General features: G+C 74.0%; 18 protein-coding genes. 4 read left to right on the top strand and 14 right to left on the bottom strand.

Annotated elements, in window-relative coordinates; translation table 11 throughout:
- Positions 1-27: 27 nt before the first annotated feature.
- The 10 genes from ND486_RS23625 to paaA all read right to left on the bottom strand — a co-directional run bounded on the left by ND486_RS23625 (position 28) and on the right by paaA (position 8,399).
- Positions 28-969, bottom strand: a complete 942-nt coding sequence (locus ND486_RS23625) for a PDR/VanB family oxidoreductase (RefSeq protein ID WP_251786648.1) — start codon at positions 967-969, stop codon at positions 28-30.
- Complete coding sequence (locus tag ND486_RS23620) at positions 966-1,157, bottom strand: hypothetical protein (RefSeq protein WP_073577386.1); 192 nt, start codon at positions 1,155-1,157, stop codon at positions 966-968. Before ND486_RS23620 ends, ND486_RS23625 begins: the two co-directional genes overlap by 4 nt.
- Complete coding sequence (locus tag ND486_RS23615) at positions 1,154-2,218, bottom strand: aromatic ring-hydroxylating dioxygenase subunit alpha (RefSeq protein ID WP_178373008.1); 1,065 nt, start codon at positions 2,216-2,218, stop codon at positions 1,154-1,156. The genes ND486_RS23620 and ND486_RS23615 overlap by 4 nt, the downstream gene beginning before the upstream one ends.
- Positions 2,215-3,558, bottom strand: coding sequence for an MFS transporter (locus ND486_RS23610; protein WP_251786647.1), 1,344 nt, complete (start codon positions 3,556-3,558; stop codon positions 2,215-2,217). Before ND486_RS23610 ends, ND486_RS23615 begins: the two co-directional genes overlap by 4 nt.
- Positions 3,559-3,656: 98 nt before the next feature.
- Entirely contained in the window at positions 3,657-4,433 is a 777-nt protein-coding gene (locus ND486_RS23605) for an IclR family transcriptional regulator (protein ID WP_251786646.1), read from the bottom strand.
- An 11-nt stretch (positions 4,434-4,444) separates the two neighbouring features.
- Positions 4,445-5,614: a 1,2-phenylacetyl-CoA epoxidase subunit PaaE gene (gene paaE, locus ND486_RS23600; protein WP_251786645.1), complete on the bottom strand. Its 1,170-nt coding sequence runs from the start codon at positions 5,612-5,614 to the stop codon at positions 4,445-4,447.
- Positions 5,615-5,696: 82 nt separating this feature from the next.
- Positions 5,697-6,185: a 1,2-phenylacetyl-CoA epoxidase subunit PaaD gene (paaD, locus tag ND486_RS23595; RefSeq protein ID WP_224401779.1), complete on the bottom strand. Its 489-nt coding sequence runs from the start codon at positions 6,183-6,185 to the stop codon at positions 5,697-5,699.
- Positions 6,182-7,060: a 1,2-phenylacetyl-CoA epoxidase subunit PaaC gene (gene paaC, locus ND486_RS23590; protein ID WP_251786644.1), complete on the bottom strand. Its 879-nt coding sequence runs from the start codon at positions 7,058-7,060 to the stop codon at positions 6,182-6,184. Before paaC ends, paaD begins: the two co-directional genes overlap by 4 nt.
- Positions 7,057-7,443 (bottom strand): 1,2-phenylacetyl-CoA epoxidase subunit PaaB, encoded by a 387-nt coding sequence (gene paaB / locus ND486_RS23585; RefSeq protein ID WP_251786643.1) that lies wholly within the window; start codon positions 7,441-7,443, stop codon positions 7,057-7,059. Before paaB ends, paaC begins: the two co-directional genes overlap by 4 nt.
- On the bottom strand, positions 7,440-8,399 hold the full coding sequence (gene paaA / locus ND486_RS23580; RefSeq protein ID WP_208820999.1) for a 1,2-phenylacetyl-CoA epoxidase subunit PaaA: 960 nt from the start codon (positions 8,397-8,399) through the stop codon (positions 7,440-7,442). Before paaA ends, paaB begins: the two co-directional genes overlap by 4 nt.
- Before the next feature lie 200 nt (positions 8,400-8,599).
- Here paaA and ND486_RS23575 point away from each other — a divergent pair, with 200 nt between their 5' ends.
- A complete protein-coding gene (locus tag ND486_RS23575; RefSeq protein WP_251786642.1) occupies positions 8,600-9,517 on the top strand; it encodes an endonuclease domain-containing protein in 918 nt (305 codons plus the stop codon).
- 52 nt (positions 9,518-9,569) lie between these two features.
- On the opposite strand, the gene ND486_RS23570 is transcribed toward ND486_RS23575, so the two are convergent.
- The 3 genes from ND486_RS23570 to ND486_RS23560 are packed head-to-tail and all read right to left on the bottom strand — an operon-like array spanning position 9,570 to position 11,379.
- Positions 9,570-9,971 (bottom strand): GNAT family N-acetyltransferase, encoded by a 402-nt coding sequence (locus ND486_RS23570; RefSeq protein WP_251786641.1) that lies wholly within the window; start codon positions 9,969-9,971, stop codon positions 9,570-9,572.
- Positions 9,968-10,564 carry a TetR/AcrR family transcriptional regulator gene (locus ND486_RS23565; RefSeq protein WP_062396736.1) on the bottom strand — a complete coding sequence of 199 codons (597 nt, stop codon included), beginning with the start codon at positions 10,562-10,564 and terminating at the stop codon, positions 9,968-9,970. The genes ND486_RS23570 and ND486_RS23565 overlap by 4 nt, the downstream gene beginning before the upstream one ends.
- Positions 10,561-11,379: an enoyl-CoA hydratase/isomerase family protein gene (locus ND486_RS23560; RefSeq protein WP_251786640.1), complete on the bottom strand. Its 819-nt coding sequence runs from the start codon at positions 11,377-11,379 to the stop codon at positions 10,561-10,563. Before ND486_RS23560 ends, ND486_RS23565 begins: the two co-directional genes overlap by 4 nt.
- A 144-nt stretch (positions 11,380-11,523) precedes the next feature.
- On the opposite strand from ND486_RS23560, the gene paaZ reads away from it, so the two are divergent.
- A complete protein-coding gene (gene paaZ, locus ND486_RS23555) occupies positions 11,524-13,554 on the top strand; it encodes a phenylacetic acid degradation bifunctional protein PaaZ (protein WP_251786639.1) in 2,031 nt (676 codons plus the stop codon).
- Positions 13,554-14,885 carry a phenylacetate--CoA ligase PaaK gene (paaK, locus tag ND486_RS23550; protein ID WP_251786638.1) on the top strand — a complete coding sequence of 444 codons (1,332 nt, stop codon included), beginning with the start codon at positions 13,554-13,556 and terminating at the stop codon, positions 14,883-14,885. The genes paaZ and paaK overlap by 1 nt, the downstream gene beginning before the upstream one ends.
- 4 nt (positions 14,886-14,889) lie before the next feature.
- Here the strand turns inward: paaK and ND486_RS23545 are convergent, their stop codons facing one another.
- Positions 14,890-15,294, bottom strand: a complete 405-nt coding sequence (locus ND486_RS23545) for an Lrp/AsnC family transcriptional regulator (protein ID WP_246353855.1) — start codon at positions 15,292-15,294, stop codon at positions 14,890-14,892.
- A 195-nt stretch (positions 15,295-15,489) separates the two neighbouring features.
- Here ND486_RS23545 and ND486_RS23540 point away from each other — a divergent pair, with 195 nt between their 5' ends.
- Positions 15,490-16,548 carry a thiamine pyrophosphate-dependent enzyme gene (locus ND486_RS23540; protein ID WP_374231680.1) on the top strand — a complete coding sequence of 353 codons (1,059 nt, stop codon included), beginning with the start codon at positions 15,490-15,492 and terminating at the stop codon, positions 16,546-16,548.
- Positions 16,549-16,566: the final 18 nt, after the last annotated feature.

Here is a 16,566-nt window from a genome sequence, read left to right as displayed (position 1 = left end):
CAGTGTCGCCCACCGGGCGCGGCGTCGTCAGAGCTCGAGCACCAGCCGCGGCGACCGGGAGCGCGACACGCACAGCATCATCACCTCGTTCGACGCCTGCTCCTCCTCGGTGAGCAGCGAGTCCCGGTGGTCCGGCTCGCCGGCCAGCACCCCGGTCTCGCAGGTCCCGCAGGTCCCCTCCCGGCACGAGGACAGCGTCGCGATCCCCGCGCCCTCCAGGGCGTCGAGGATCGAGCAGCCCGCCGGGACGGCGACGACCGTCCCCGACCCCGACAGCTCCACCTCGAACGCCTCGTCCGGGCCGTCGAGCGCGCCGGGCCGGGCGGAGAACCGCTCGACGTGCACCGGCACGCCGAGACGCTCCCCCTCGGCCTCGACGGCGGCGAGCAGCCCCTCCGGCCCGCAGCAGTACACGGGCCGCCCGGCGGCCGCGGCCAGGATCCCGGCGACGTCGAGCAGCCCGGCCTCGTCCTGCGGCACCAGGGTCACCCGGTCGGGGTGACGCCCGGCGAGCTCGGTGAACGCCATCGACGCCCGGCTGCGCCCCCCGTGGACGAGCCGCCAGTCCGCGCCCGCGGCGTGCGCCGCCGCGATCATCGGGACCAGCGGGGTGATGCCGATCCCGCCGGCGACGAACACGTAGCCCGGGGCGTCGACGAGTGCGAACCGGTTGCGCGGCCCGCGGACGAGCACCGTGTCGCCCTCGGCGACGACGTCGTGCACGTGCGCCGAGCCGCCCCGCCCGGCGGGTTCGCGCAGCACCGCGACCCGGTAGACCGAGCGCTCGCCCGGGTCCCCGCACAGCGAGTACTGCCGGACGAGGTCCGCGGTCAGGACGAGGTCGAGATGCGCACCGGGCGTCCACTCCGGGAGCTCGGCGCCGGACGGGTCGCGCAGGGTCAGCAGCACGACGTCGTCGGCGAGGAGCTCCTTCTTCTCCACCACCAGGTGCAGCTCGGGGTCGGTCACGACGTACTCCAGGTCTCGTGGTCCACGGGGCAGCCCAGCAGCCAGTCCCACAGCGGCACCGGGTCGTCGAAGACGCGTTCGGCGCCGCAGTGGCACACCGCGCGCAGCAGGTCGGTGCCCAGCACCCAGTGGATGCGCTGGACACGGTGCCCGTGCAGGACGGGCGGGGCCTCGGGGATCGCGCTCACCGGGCGGGCGCCGGGGACGGGACCGCCGGTGCCGCGCCGGCCATCCGGGCGAGCATCCGGCGCGCGGCGAGCCCGCCGGTGTCGATGTTGACCGACAGCTCCTGGTAGCCCGCCGGCTCGGTCGCGATCACCTTCTCCAGCACGTCGAGCGCCTCGACGTCCTGCAGCACGACGGTGCGGTTCTGCTCGGCGAGGAACGCCGAGACCTCGACGTCGGCGAGGGCGAAGTCGCGCGCGACCATCCAGAAGTCGTGTGTGGAGTGCTCGGTCTCCGGGGTGATCGCGTAGACGACCTCCACGTGGAAGGCGTCCGGGTCGGAGCCGTCGGCGTGCGGGACCGAGCCGACCGGCGCGATCCGGGAGTGCAGCTTGTACAGGCACGGCGGGGTGTACTCGATGTCCTGCCAGCGCGAGATCCGCCCGGACAGACCGGTGGAGCGCTCGTAGAACGGGGGGCACTCGGCGTCGGCCATGTGCCGCGAGACGTAGACGACGCCGGCGTCCTCGTCGACCTCGGTGGAGATCGGGGTGGCGGCGACCTCCGGGGTGCCGATGTAGCCGCCGTGCAGGTAGGTCTCGTGCGACAGGTCGAGCAGGTTGTCCACCAGCAGCGAGAACCGTGCGGCCAGCGGCTCCATCCCGCGCACCGTGGTCCACGCGGCGTCGTCGAGGTAGGTCGCGCGGGGGATGCGCAGCGGGTCGGCGCGCTCCGGGTCCCCGATCCAGACCCAGATCAGCGAGTCCTGCTCGACGACGGGGTAGGCCGCCAGCCGGGCCGTGCGCGGCACCCGGTTCTGCCCCGGCACCGCCACGCACTTCCCGTCCGCGCCGTAGGTGAAGCCGTGGTAGCCGCAGACGACGGTGTCGCCGACGAGCCGGCTCGGGGCCTGGGACAGCGGGAACCGGCGGTGCACGCAGCGGTCGGCGTGCGCGGTGACCTGGCCGGCCTCGGTGCGCCAGAACAGGATCGGCTCGTCGCAGATCGTGCGGCCGAACAGCTCGCGGCCGATCTCGGCGGAGTAGGCGGCGACGTACCACTGGTCGCGGGGGATCGAGCTCATGCGGGGACTCCCTGGGTGGTGGGGGTGTCGGATCGGCGGAGCAGCAGGACGAGGGCGGCCGCGCCGACGAACACGGCCGCGAAGAGCAGGTAGAGCGACTGCGGGGTCGCGCCACCGTCGAGCAGCGCCCCGGCCAGGGTCGGCGCGAGGATCGCCCCGGACCGGCCGACCGCGAGCGCGGTGCCGACGCCGGTGGTGCGCACGTCGGCGCCGTAGGAGGTCGGTGCCATCGCGTACAGCCCGGCGACGCAGCCGTTGACGAACAGCCCGACCAGCGCGGCGACGACGAACGCCACCGCGAGCGAGGAGGTGCTGGCGATGAACACGGCCAGCAGCACCGCGGTGGCCAGCAGGTATCCGGCGAGCACGTGCCGCAGCGCGAACCGGGCGGCGAGCAGGCCGAGCCCGGCGGCACCGAAGATGCCGCCGACGTTGAGCAGGGTGCCGCCGGCGATGCCCGCGTCCGGGGAGAGCCCGGCCTCGACCAGCAGGGTCGGCGTCCAGCTGGTGACGAAGTAGAACCCGGCCATCACGCAGAAGAAGCTGATCCAGAGCAGCACCGTGGTGCGGCGCAGCGCCGGGCGCAGCAGCGCCCCGTACCCCGCGGCGACGCCGGTCCGCACCGGAGCGCCGTCGGGGAGGCCGGGCAGCGCCGCGTGCCCCATCCGCGCCAGCAGCGCGTTGACCCGCTCCAGCGCCCCGGCCGGGCGGCGCACGAGCAGGAAGTCCAGGGACTCCGGCAGCCGCCACCAGACCAGCGGGACCGCGGCCAGGGTCGCCAGGCCCCCGGCGAGGAACACCGACCGCCAGCCGAACTGCCCGATCAGCGTGGCCGCGAGCACGCCGCCGAGGACGGCCCCGATCGCGTAACCGGTGGAGTTCAGGCTGACCGCGAGCCCCCGCCAGCGGGCCGAGGCGTACTCCGCGGCGACGACGTTGCTGGTGGCGAGGATGCCGCCGACGCCGAGCCCGGTGATCAGCCGCAGCGCGCCGAGCTGGCCGGGGGACTGCGCCGCGGCCGAGCCCAGCATGGCGAGGCCCGCCACGACCAGGCAGCCCAGCACGATCGGCCGCCGCCCGACGCGGTCGGCCCACGGTCCGATGAGGACCGAACCGGCGGCCATGCCGACCAGGCCCGCGGACAGGAGCAGGCCGAGCTGGCTGCCGGACAGGCCCCACTCGGTGGCGACCGAGCGGCCCGTGAAGGCCATGACCAGCACGTCGAAGCCGTCGAGGACGTTGAGCAGGACGCACGCCGCGACCGCGCCCCACTGGTACCGGGACATCGGTGCGTCGTCGAGCAGGCGGCGGACGGTGTCCGCCGCGGGGGGTGGGCGCATGGTGGGACTCCGTCGTCTCCGCGCGGTCGTGGTGGTGCAGCGAGGATGCGGGGCGACGGGGGCCGCGCCGTACGTTCCTTCCGGATAATGGAAGGGTTTCAGCGCGTGGAGGTGCTGAGCGCGCGGCTGATCCCGGCGGCGGTGGTGCGCACCAGCGGGGCGAGCGCGCGGGCGGACACGCTGCCGTGCCGCACGACGAGCGAGACGGCCGCGACGACCTGGCCACGGGCGTCGGAGACGGGGGCGCCGACCGACAGCGCGTCGTCGGTGACCTGCCGGTCGCTGACCGAGTGGCCGTCGCGGCGGACGTCGGCGAGCATGCGGCGCATCCGCTGCGCGTCGGTCACCGTGAACGGGGTGTAGCGCTCGATCCGCGCGCCCAGGACCTCGTCCTGCAGCTCCGGCGGCGAGTGCGCGAGCAGCACCAGCCCGACCCCGGTCGCGGTGAGCGCGAAACGCCCCCCGACCCGGGTCTGCACCGGGACCGCGCCGGACCCCGCGAGCCGCTCGACGAACACCACCTCGGCGCCCTCGCGCACCGCGAGCTGCACGTTCTCCCGGGTGACCCGGGACAGGTCCTCCAGGAACGGCAGCGCCGTCTCGCGCAGTGCCTGCCCGCGCGGGGCGAGCGCGCCGAGCTCCCAGACGCGCAGCCCGATCCGGTAGCGGCCCTCGTCGTCACGTTCCAGCGCGCCCCACGCCGCCAGGTCGGCGACGAGCCGGTGCGCGGTCGACAACGGGACGTCGGCGTGCCGGGCGAGGTCGCTGAGCGACAGCGCGGGCCGGTCGGGGCCGAACGCGTCGAGCAGGCCGAGCGCGCGCACCACGACCGACCCGGTCGGTCCCACCGGGTGGCCGCGACGCGACGTGGTCATGCCCGCCAGTATCAGGCGTCGTAGTCGACCGTGGCGGTGTCGGTCACCGGGCGGGACTGGCAGGTGAGGACGAACCCGGCGGCGACCTCGTCGTCCTCCAGTGCGTAGTTGCGCCGCATGGTCACCTCGCCGTCGGTCACCTTCGCGCGGCACGTCCCGCACACCCCGCCCTTGCAGGCGAACGGCAGGTCGCCGCGGACCTTCTGGGCGGCGTCGAGCACGTACTCGCCCGCCGGGACGGCCAGCGTCGTCGACCGTCCGTCGAGGACGACCGTGACCTGGGAGCCGTCGCCGTCCGGCCCGGGCTCGTGGCGGTCGAGCTCCGGCGGCGGCTCGTCGACGTAGAACAGCTCGCGGTGCACCCGGCGCCGCTCGACGCCCAGCTCGCCGAGCACCGCGACCGCGGCCTCGGTCATGCCGAGCGGGCCGCACAGCCACCAGTCGTCGACGTCGCCGGTGTCGACCAGTGCGGTGAACAGCAGCCGCAGCCGGTCGGCGTCCAGCCTGCCGTTGACGATCTCGGCCTCGGTGGGCTCGCGCGAGAGCACGTGCAGCAGGTGCAGCCGCGGGCCGTAGCGGTTCTTCAGGTCGGCGATCTCCTCGGTGAACATCACCGTGTCGGTCCGCCGGTTGCCGTAGACGAGGGTGACGCGGGTGTCGTCGTGCGCGGCCAGCAGCGACGCCGCGATCGACAGCACCGGGGTGATCCCGGACCCGGCGGCGACGAGGCCGTGGTGCGTGCCCGCGGTCAGCTCCGGGGTGAACGACCCGGCCGGCGGGCCGACCTCGACGACGTCGCCCGGGGTCACCTCGTCGACCAGCCAGGCGGAGAACAGGCCGCCGTCGACCCGGCGCACCCCCACCCGCGGTGCGGTCCCGGCGGCGGAGCAGATCGAGTACGACCGGCGCTCCTCGCCGTCGGCGGTGACCTTCCGCAGTGTCAGGTACTGGCCGGGCCGGAAGTCGTAGTGCCCGCGCAGGTCCTCGGGGACGTCGAAGGTGACGGCCACGGCGTCGTCGCACAACCGGTCGACCTCGGTCACCACGAGCCGGTGGAAGCCGGCGGGCAGCGCGTCGTCCTCGGCCAGCAGGGCCTCGATCTCGTCGTCCAGGGCGAGCGTCGTCCGGCCGTACGCCTGGTTGGCCCGGGCCTGCCACGCCGCCGCGCGCCGCTCGCTCATCGGATCTCCTCGCCGGTCCGGTCGATCACCGGGCGCGCTCCGCTCCTCGCTCGCCGGGGCTCGCTGCGATGCTCACACACCCTCAGATCTCCTTCATGTGCTCGAACGGCTCCCGGCAGGTGGTGCACCGCCGCAGCGCGGTGCACGCGGTCGGGCCGAAGCGCGACAGCTCCTCGGTCGCCCGGGACCCGCACTGCGGGCAGGGCACGACCGTCGACGGCGCGTCCAACGTCAGCGGGATCGGTCCGTCCGTCCGCGGGGCGCTCCCGGGGGGCGCGACGCCGGCCTCGGCGAGCTTGCGCCGCCCGGCCTCGCTGATCCAGTCCGTGCTCCAGGCGGGGGAGAACACCGTCCGCACCTCGACGCGCGCGTACCCGGCCGCGGTGAGCGCGCCGCGGATGTCCGCGCGCATCTCCTCGATCGCCGGGCACCCGGAGTAGGTCGGGGTGATCGTGACCGTCACGCGGTCGTCCTGTTCGGACACCGAGCGGATCACGCCGAGGTCGTCGAGGGTGAGCATCGGCATCTCGGGGTCGACGACCTGCGCGACGACCGTGCCCGCCCCGCTCACCACGACGCCCCGGGGTGCCGGCGCGCGAGGCTCTGCAGCACGACGAGCGCGGGCTCCAGCTTCTCGGTGTGCACGCCCTGGCGGCCGCCGCGGCCCCCGACCGTGCCGGTGGGCGGGAGCTGCGGCACGGTCAGCGTGGCGCGCCCGATCACCTGCGCGAGCACGGCGTCGACCTCCTCGCGGGTGTCCGCCGGGTCGACGGCGACACCGGCTGCGACCAGGCGTCGCTCGGTGTCGGTGGTGCGGAACAGCTCGCCGAGGTGCGGCCACACCCACTCCAGCGCGTCCTGCATGCGCCGGTGCGACTCCGGCGTGCCGTCGCCGAGGCGCAGCGTCCACCGCGCGGCGTGGTCACGGTGGTAGGTGACCTCCTTGACCCCCTTCGCGGCGACGGCGGCGACCACCGGGTCGGCGGAGTCCGTGAGCCGGTGCAGCAGCGCGAGCCGCCAGGTGGAGAACACCAGCAGCCGGGCGATGGCGCGGGCGAAGTCCAGGTCGTCGGACGGCTCGACGAGCCCGACGCAGCGGAACTCCGACACCTCGCGCCAGTAGGCCAGCGCGTCCTCGTCGCGGCCGGTCAGGTGCCCGGCGCGCGACAGCAGCACCCGGGCCTGGCCGAGCAGGTCGAGCGCGGTGTTGGCGAGCGCGACCTCCTCCTCCAGCTCCGGGGCGTTGGAGACCCATTCGGTCAGCCGGTGGGACAGGACCAGCGCGTCGTCGCCGAGCATCAGGCAGTACTCCGCGAGGTCCGCCGGATCGGTGCCCGCGGGAACCGGCGCGACGATGTCCGCCTCGCTGTCCTCGAACCCCGACCCGAACGCCCAGCGCGGGTCGTCGCCCTCCTCGGTGAGGCCGTCGTAGACGGAGCCGCTCACAGGTGCGGCACCTCCTCCGGGATCGCGTAGAACGTCGGGTGCCGGTAGACCTTGTCCCCGCTCGGGGCGAAGAACGGGTCCTTCTCGTCCGGGCTGGACGCGGTGATCGCGTCGGCGCGGACCACCCAGATGCTCACGCCCTCGTTGCGGCGGGTGTAGACGTCGCGGGCGTTGTGCAGGGCCATCTCGTCGTCCGCGGCGTGCAGCGACCCGACGTGGACGTGGTTGAGCCCGCGCTTGCCGCGGACGAACACCTCGTAGAGCGGCCAGGCGCGCCGGCTCGGCTTCGCACCCCGCCCGGTCTCGACACCCGTCGTCGGGACGGCGCCGTGGCCGCCCTCGGCGGTCATGCTCGTTCCGCCTGCGCTGCTCTCGGTGTTCATGCCCGTGCCCCCTGCTTCCCGGCCTGCTTCTCGGCGTAGGCCTGCGCCGCCTCGCGCACCCACGCCCCGTTCTCGTGCGCGCGACGCCGGTGGTCCAGCCGCTGCCGGTTCGCCGGCCCCGCCCCGGAGACCACGGCGGTGAACTCCGACCAGTCCGGCTCGCCGAAGTCGTGCGCCTGCCGCTCGGGGTTCCAGCGCAGGTCAGGGTCGGGAAGGGTGACGCCCAGTACCGCCGCCTGCGGGACGGTCATGTCGACGAAGCGCTGGCGCAGCTCGTCGTTGGTGTGGCGCTTGATGCCCCACGCCATCGACCGGTGGGTGTTGGGGGAGTCGCCGTCGGCCGGGCCGAACATCATCAGCGACGGCCACCACCAGCGGTCCACCGACTCCTGCACCATGCGCTTCTGCGCCTCGGTCCCCGCGGTCAGGGCGAGCAGCGACTCGTAGCCCTGACGCTGGTGGAACGACTCCTCCTTGCAGATGCGGATCATCGCCCGGGCGTAGGGCCCGTAGGAGCAGCGGCACAGCGGGACCTGGTTCGCGATCGCCGCGCCGTCGACCAGCCACCCGATGACGCCGATGTCCGCCCAGGACAGCGTCGGGTAGTTGAAGATCGAGCTGTACTTCTGCTTGGAGTCGATCAGCTTCTCGGTGAGCTCCTCGCGGTCGACGCCGAGGGTCTCGGCCGCCGCGTACAGGTACATGCCGTGACCGGCCTCGTCCTGCACCTTCGCCAGCAGGATCGCCCGGCGCCGCAGCGACGGCGCCCGCAGCAGCCAGTTGCCCTCGGGCTGCATCCCGATGATCTCCGAGTGCGCGTGCTGGGCGATCTGGCGGATCAACGTCCTGCGGTAGGCCTCGGGCATCCAGTCCCGCGGCTCGATCCGCTGGTCCGCCGCGATCGTCGCGTCGAACCGCTCCTCCAGCTCCGCCGGGGATGGCGCGGTGCTCGTCACTGGACACCTCCGTACCGAATGTTCGTTCGGCTACGAGTGTGGCGGATGACCGGGGGATCCCGCAACCCCGGCCCGCGGGGAACGTCGATCAGCACCTTTCCGCCCTGCACGGGGCGAGAACGTGCTGATCGACGCGCGGCGGCGGGTGCCGGACCGGGGACGTCGGGGAACCGGTCGGCGGGCGAGGCGGTCCAAGGGGCATGGATCTCACGCGACCGTTCCTCGGCGCTGCGGCGGTGCGCGCCGGGGTGGTCACCTCCAAGCAGCTGCGGGGGCCCCGGTTCCGCCCGGTCGTGCGCGGGGTGTTCGTCGCCGCTCACATCCCGGACTCCTTCCTGCTGCGGTGCGAGGGCGCGGCGGTCGCCGTGGGGGCGATCGGGGCCGGGACCGGCCGGGCGGCACTGCGCGGGTGGGCCGCGGCCGAGATGCTCGGCGCGGACTGCGCACCGCGCGGGGTCCCGGTGGAGGTCGTGGTGGCGCTCGGGCACCGGCGCAGCCGGCCCGGACTGGTCCTGAGACACCGCGACATCCCGGCCGCGGACGTCGTGACCGGTGTCCGGATCCCCGTCCCCGGTGAGCGGAGGCCCCGCTACCTACCGGGCCGGACGGTCGTCACGACGTCGCCGGTGCGGACCGCGTTCGACCTGGCCTGCCGGGTCGGGCGGACCGACGCCGTGATCGCGCTGGACGCGCTGGCCAGGGTCGGCGGCTACCCACCGGGGGAGGTCCTGGCGTTCGCCGCCGCCCGTCCGGCCGCCCGGGGGAGCCGGCGGCTCGCGGACCTGGTCGCCCTGGCGGACCCGCTGGCCGAGTCCCCGATGGAGACCCGGGTCCGGCTCGCCCTGCACGACCACGGGATCCGGCGGCCGGTGCTGCAGCACCCGGTGGGCCCGTTCCGGATCGATCTCGCCTATCCCGACCAGCGCTTCGGTATCGAGTACGACGGGGAGCACCACCTGGACCGCAGCCGAGCCCGGGCGGACCTGCGACGGCAGGCGTTCCTGACCGTGCAGGGCTGGGAGATCCTCCGTCCCGAGGCCCGCGTGGTCCTGGCCCACCCCGACCTCCTGGCCGTCGAGGTCCGTCGCCGCCTGACGTCCCGAGGCGGTCACGCGTGATCGATCAGCACGTTTCCGTCCCGTCGCGGGCGAGAACGTGCTGATCGACTGCTCAGCCGTGCAGGCGCAGGAGGCCGGCGTCGGTGGGAGGGAGGGCGCAGGAGCGGTAGAAGGGGGTCAGGTGGGGGGCGAAGTCCACGTGCAGCCAGGTGCAGCCGGCCGCGGTGGCCTGCTCCACGGCCCCGGCGACCAGCGCCCGGCCGATCCCGCGGCGGCGGTATCCGCCGGCGACGACGAGGTCGAGCAGGAACGCGTGACGGTCGCCGTCCCAGGCGAGGTTGACGAACCCGGCGAGCGCGTCGCCGTCGCGGGCGTCGAGCCAGCTCAGACTGTGTGCGGCGAGCTGGGCGGACCAGCGTCGCAGGCGTGGGGTCTCGTCGAACCCGGCGGCGTGCAGCGCGGAGAGCGCGACGTCGTCGACCTCGGGGCGGACGCGGACCCGGACGTCGGTCACGGCGCCGGGACGATGCCGGAGAACGCGGCGCGGACGACGTCCTCGGGCAGGGTGGCGGTCCCGGGGCGGCCGGGGCGGTACCACTCGACGATCGAGTTGATCGTGCCGGACAGCAGTCGTGCGGCCAGGGCGGGGTCGACGTCGGAGCGGACCTCGCCGGCGTCGACGGCGTCGCGGACCAGGGCGCGCACGGCCGCGTCGAACGCACGGCGGCGTTCCAGCGCCCAGCGCTCGGTCTCGGTGTTGCCGCGCACCCGGAGCAGCAGGGTGACGTACGGCAGCTCGGCCATCAGCACCCCGACCTGCGCGGCGACGATCACCCGAAGCCGGTCGGCGGGGGAGCCGGTGCGGGCCTCGGGCAGGTCGAGCACGCCGAACAGCCCCTCGACGGCGCGTTCCAGCGCCGCGCGCAGCAGTGCCTCCTTGCCCGCGAAGTGGTGGTAGAACGACGACTTCGTGATCCCGGCGGCCCGCGAGAGGTCCTCCATCGACGTCGCGTCGTAGCCGCGGTCGATGAACTCCCCGACCGCGGTCTCGAGCAGCGCGTCGCGGCCGCCACTGGGCCGCCGGGCCCGCTTGACCGGCGAGCTCATCGGCCCTCGAAGACGGGCTTCTTCTTCGCGAGGAAGTCGCTCACGGCCTGCTGGTGGTCGCGCGTGGTCGACAGCCGGACCTGGGCGTCGGCCTCGTACTCCAGGACGGCGGGGAGCTCGTTGACCGCGCCGAAGCGCAGCGCGCCCTTCACCTCGGCGTAGGCGCGGGTGGGCCCGGCGGCCAGCCGGCGCGCGAGCTCCAGTGCGGTGCCGAGAACCTCGTCGGCCGGGACGACGTCGCGCACCAGGCCCCAGTTGCGGGCGTCCTCGGCGGTGAACTGCTCGTTCAGCAGCACCAGCTCCGTCGCCCGGGAGACGCCGACGGCGTGCGCGAGCGACGCCGCGAGGCCGCTGTCGGTGGACAGCCCGATCCCGGTGAACGCGGTCGCGAACTTCAGCCCCTCCGCGGCGATCCGCAGGTCGGTGGCCAGCGCGATGCCGAGACCGGCGCCCACACAGGGTCCGTTGATCGCGGCGACCACCGGCTTCGGTGCCTCGTTGAGCGCGCGGATCAACGGGTTGTAGTGCCGGCGCACGGTGCCCAGGGCGTCGACCGGGTCGGCGTCGAGCGCTGCGGCGTGCTCGCCCAGGTCCTGCCCGACGCAGAACGCCTTCCCCGCGCCGGTCAGCACGACCGCACGCACCGTCTCGTCCGCGGCGACCTCCACGGCCGCCGCGAGCAGTGCCTCCTTGAGCTCGACGGTGAGCGCGTTGTACTTCGCGGGCCGGTTCAGCGTGACCACCGCGACCGAGGGGTCGGTCTCGTCGCGGGTCACGAGGACGGCGGGATCGGTGCCGGCGGCGGGGGAGGTCATCCGGTGAGCGTAGCGGCCGACCGAACGATCGGTCCCCGGTGCGACGTGAGTCTGGTGCGTCGGCGAGGTCCGGTGCTACGTTTTCCCGAACGAACGGTCGGTTCAATGCTGACTTCGACGACGAAGTGCGACGGAGGCTCGCCGATGACCCTGCTCCGCAGCCACCTCTCCGGTACCTGGCAGACCGGATCCGGGGACGGCCGCCCGTTGTACGACGCGGTGACCGGCGACGAGGTCGCCCGTGTCTCCGCCGAGGGTCTGGACCTCGGCGCGGCCCTGGCCCACGGTCGCCGCACCGGTGGCCCGGCCCTGCGCGAGCTGACCTTCCACCAGCGCGCCGCGCTGCTGAAGGCACTCGGCGGGCACCTGCGCGAGCACCGTGAGGAGCTCTACGCCGTCTCCGCGCGCACGGGCGCGACCCTCGGCGACTCGAAGTTCGACATCGACGGCGGCATCGGGGTCCTGCTCGCCTACGCCTCGAAGGCCAAGCGTGAGCTGCCCAACGACACCGTGTTCGTCGAGGGCGCGGTCGAGCCGCTGGGCCGCGGCGGCAGCTTCCTGGGCCAGCACGTGCTGACCCCGCGCCACGGAGTCGCGGTGCAGGTCAACGCGTTCAACTTCCCGGTCTGGGGGCCGCTGGAGAAGCTCGCCCCGGCGTTCCTCGCCGGTGTCCCCACGCTGATCAAGCCGGCGTCGCCGACCGCGTTCCTGACCGCGAGGCTGGTCGAGCTGATCGTGGACTCGGGTCTGCTCCCCGACGGCGCGGTCCAGTTCGTCGCCGGGTCGCTGGGGGACTGCTTCGACCACCTCACCGGGCAGGACCTGGTGAGCTTCACCGGCTCGGCGTCGACCGCGCAGACCCTGCGCAGCCACCCCGGGATCGTCCGGAACTCCGTTCGGTTCTCCGCCGAGGCCGACTCGCTGAACCTGGCTGCGCTCGGCCCGGACGCGACGCCCGGTACCGAGGAGTTCGACCTGTTCGTGACGGCCCTGACCACCGAGATGACGGTCAAGGCCGGACAGAAGTGCACCGCGATCCGGCGCGCGTTCGTGCCGCGCGCACACGTCGACGCCGTCGTCGAGGCCGTCACCGCACGGCTCGCGTCGGTCGTGGTCGGCGCCCCCGGCGCCGAGGGCGTCCGGATGGGGGCGCTCGCGAGCCTCGACCAGCGCGAGGAGGTCCGCCGCAGCGTGAAGGCCCTGCGCGACGCCGGCCGGATCGTGTTCGGCGACCCCGACCGCGTCGAGGTGACCGGCGCCGACGCCGATCGTGGCGCGTTCGTCTCCCCGCTGCTGCTGGTCGGTGACCCGGACCGCGCCGAGCCGCACGAGGTCGAGGCGTTCGGCCCGGTGTCGACCGTGCTGCCCTACGACACTCCTGCGCAGCTGATCGACTACGCCGCCCGTGGCCAGGGCTCGCTCGCCGGGTCCGTCGTCTCCGCCGACCCCGGGTTCGTCCGCGAGGTCGTGCTCGGTGTCGCGCCGTTCCACGGCCGCGTGCACGTGCTCAACGCCCGCGACGCGGGCGAGTCCACCGGGCACGGGTCGCCGCTGCCGCAGCTCGTCCACGGCGGCCCGGGCCGGGCCGGCGGCGGCGAGGAGATGGGCGGCGTGCGCGGGGTGTTCCACCACATGCAGCGCACCGCGGTCCAGGCCGACCCCGACTCGCTCGCCGCGATCACCGGCCGCTGGGTCACCGGCGCGCAGCGCCACACCACCGACGTGCACCCGTTCCGCAGGCATCTCGAGGAGCTGCGCCCCGGCGACTGCCTGGTCGCCGGCCCGCGCCGGGTGACCCGGGAGGACGTGGAGCACTTCGCCGAGTTCACCGGCGACACGTTCTACGCGCACATGGACGAGGCCGCCGCCGCGGCGAACCCGCTGTTCGGGCAGCGCGTCGCGCACGGCTACCTGGTCGTCTCGCTGGCCGCGGGCCTGTTCGTCGACCCGGACCCGGGCCCGGTGCTCGCGAACTTCGGCGTCGACGGGCTGCGGTTCCTCACCCCGGTCCGCTTCGACGACGAGCTCACCGTGACCCTGACCTGCAAGCAGCTCACCCCGCGCGAGTCCGCCGGCTACGGCGAGGTCCGCTGGGACGCCGACGTCACGCGGCAGGACGGCGAGTCCGTCGCCCGCTACGACGTGCTCACCCTCGTCGCGAAGAAGGACGCGTGATGACGACCGCCACGAAGCGCCCGGGCGACGCGCCCCCGGCCGAGCTGCTGGACCCCGCCGAGCGGATGTCGGTCGACGAGCTGCGCGCGCTGCAGCTGGAGCGTCTGCAGTGGTCGCTGCGGCACGCCTACGACAACGTGCCGCACTACCGTGCGAGGTTCGACGCCCACGGCGTCCACCCCGACGACTGCCGCGAGCTCGCCGACATCGCGCGGTTTCCGACGACGACCAAGGCCGACCTGCGGGAGAACTACCCGTTCGGCATGTTCGCGGTGCCGCGCGAGCGGATCGCGCGCATCCACGCGTCGTCGGGCACCACGGGCCGCCCGACCGTCGTCGGCTACACCGCGGGCGACCTCGACCGGTGGGCCGGGCTCGTCGCCCGGTCGATCCGCGCGGCGGGCGGCCGGCCCGGGCACCGTGTGCACGTCGCCTACGGGTACGGCCTGTTCACCGGGGGGCTCGGCGCGCACTACGGCGCGGAGAAGCTGGGCGCGACCGTCATCCCCGTCTCCGGCGGGATGACGCCGCGCCAGGTGCAGCTCATCGGCGACTTCTCACCCGAGGTCATCATGCTGACCCCGAGCTACATGCTCACCCTGCTCGACGAGTTCGAGCGCCAGGGTGTCGACCCCCGGTCGACGAGCCTGCAGGTCGGGATCTTCGGTGCCGAGCCGTGGACCGAGCAGATGCGCGCCGAGATCGAGGAGCGGGCCGGCATCCACGCCGTCGACATCTACGGGCTGTCCGAGGTCATGGGACCCGGTGTCTCGCAGGAGTGCGTGGAGACCAAGGACGGCCTGCACATCTGGGAGGACCACTTCCTGCCCGAGGTCGTCGACCCGCTCGACGGCACCCCGCTGCCCGACGGCTCCGAGGGCGAGCTGCTGTTCACCAGTCTCACCAAGGAGGGACTGCCGATCATCCGTTACCGCACCCGCGACCTCACGACGCTGCTCCCGGGCACCGCGCGGCCGCAGATGCGGCGGATGGCCAAGATCACCGGCCGGTCCGACGACATGATCATCCTGCGCGGGGTGAACGTGTTCCCGACCCAGATCGAGGAGATCGTGCTCCGCACGCCCGGGCTCGCGCCGCACTTCCAGCTAGAGCTGACGACCCAGGGCAGGCTCGACGCGATGACCGTGCGCGTGGAGGCCCGCGGCGATACACCCGCCGACCGTCGCGCCCCGGCCGCCGCGGAGCTCGTGCGCGCGGTGAAGGAGACCGTCGGCATCTCCGTGACCTGCGACGTCGTCGACCCCGACACCCTGGAGCGCTCGGTCGGCAAGCTGCAGCGGCTCAAGGACCACCGGGAGCCGAAGGCCTGACCCGTCAGCGGGACTCGTCCTCGAAGATCAGGATCGTCCGCGTCGACACGACCGCCGGCAGCGCCTGCAGGCGTTCGAGCACGACGCTGCGCAGCGCGTCGTTGCCGGTGGTGCGCACCAGCAGCAGCACGTCGAAGTCCCCGCCGACCAGTGCCATGTGCCGGACCTCGGGGATCGCGCGCAGCTGTTCGCGCAGCTCGCGCCAGCTGTTCTGGCGCACCGTCAGCGTCACGTACGCCGAGGTGTGCAGCCCCACCTTGTCCGGGTCGACGAGTGCGGTGAACCCGGTGACCACGCGATCGTCGACGAGCCGGGCGAGGCGGGCGTAGGCGTTCGCCCGCGAGATCGTCAGGCGCTCGGCCAGCGCGCGCCCGGTCAGCCTGCCGTCGCGCTGCAGCTCCGCGACCATCCGCCGGTCGATGTCGTCGAGCACCGGCCCCTCCGTTCGTCTCGCCGCGCCCCGCCGGGCACCGGTGACCCGGACCACTCGTCCGGAGCGGTGCCGCGCTGCGGGCCGTTCGTCTCGTCATCTCACTGTTCGCAGTCGATCGTACGGATCATGCGCCATTCTCGAGGCACTGTGTCCGCACGGAGGGGAGTCATCGTGGACGACCGGCGCGAGACCGTCCGTCTGCTGGAACCGGACGGCACCACCGTGCCCGGCGCGCAGCTCCCGCCGCCGGACCGGCTGCTCGCCGGCTACCGCGGCCTGGTGCACGCCCGGCGGCTCAACGAGCAGGCCGGTGCACTGGTCCGGCAGGGACGCCTGGCCGTGTACCCGTCCTCGCGTGGCCAGGAGGCCTGCCAGGTGGCCGCGGCGATGGTGCTGGCCGACGGCGACTGGCTCTTCCCGACCTACCGGGACACCGCCGCGATCGTCGCCCGCGGCGTCGACCCGGTCGAGGTGCTCACGATGCTGCGCGGGGACCGGCACTGCGGGTACGACGTCGCCACCCACCGCGTCGCCCCGCAGGCGACCCCGCTCGCGACGCAGCTGCTGCACGCGGTCGGCGTCGCCCACGCGGCGCGGCTCAAGGGCGAGCCCGACGCCGTCCTGGCGCTCTGCGGCGACGGCGCCACCAGCGAGGGCGACTTCCACGAGGCGCTGAACTTCGCCGCGGTGTTCCGCGCCCCGGTCGTGTTCCTGGTGCAGAACAACAAGTACGCGATCTCGGTGCCGCTGCACCGGCAGAGTGCCGCGGCCCGGCTCGCGGACAAGGCGCTCGGCTACGGCATGCCCGGGGTGTGCGTCGACGGCAACGACCTGCCCGCCCTGCTCACCGTGCTCGACGAGGCGCTGCGCCGCGCCCGCGACGGGGGCGGCCCAACCCTGGTCGAGGCCGACACCTACCGCATGGAGGCCCACACCAACGCCGACGACGCCGGCCGCTACCGCGACGAGAGCGAGGTCGCCTCCTGGGCCGGCCGCGACCCGCTGCTGCGTCTGCGCGCCCGGCTGCGCGCCGACGACCTGCTCGACGACGACGCCGAGCGCGCTCTCACCGACGACGCCGAGCGGATGGCCGCCGACCTGCGCACCGGCATCGCGGCCGAGTCCCCGGTGGACCCCGAGGACCTGTTCGCACACGTCTACGCCCACCCCACCCCGCAGCTGCGCGAGCAGCGCGACCGGCTGCGCGCCGAGCTGGAGGTCACGCCGTGAACACCGGACCCGTGAAGC

The sequence above is a fragment of the Pseudonocardia sp. DR1-2 genome, assembly GCF_023717215.1.
GTDB lineage: Bacteria > Actinomycetota > Actinomycetes > Mycobacteriales > Pseudonocardiaceae > Pseudonocardia > Pseudonocardia alni.
The sequence above is the reverse complement of the archived record's forward strand: the minus strand, read 5'-3'. Positions and strand labels throughout refer to the sequence as shown.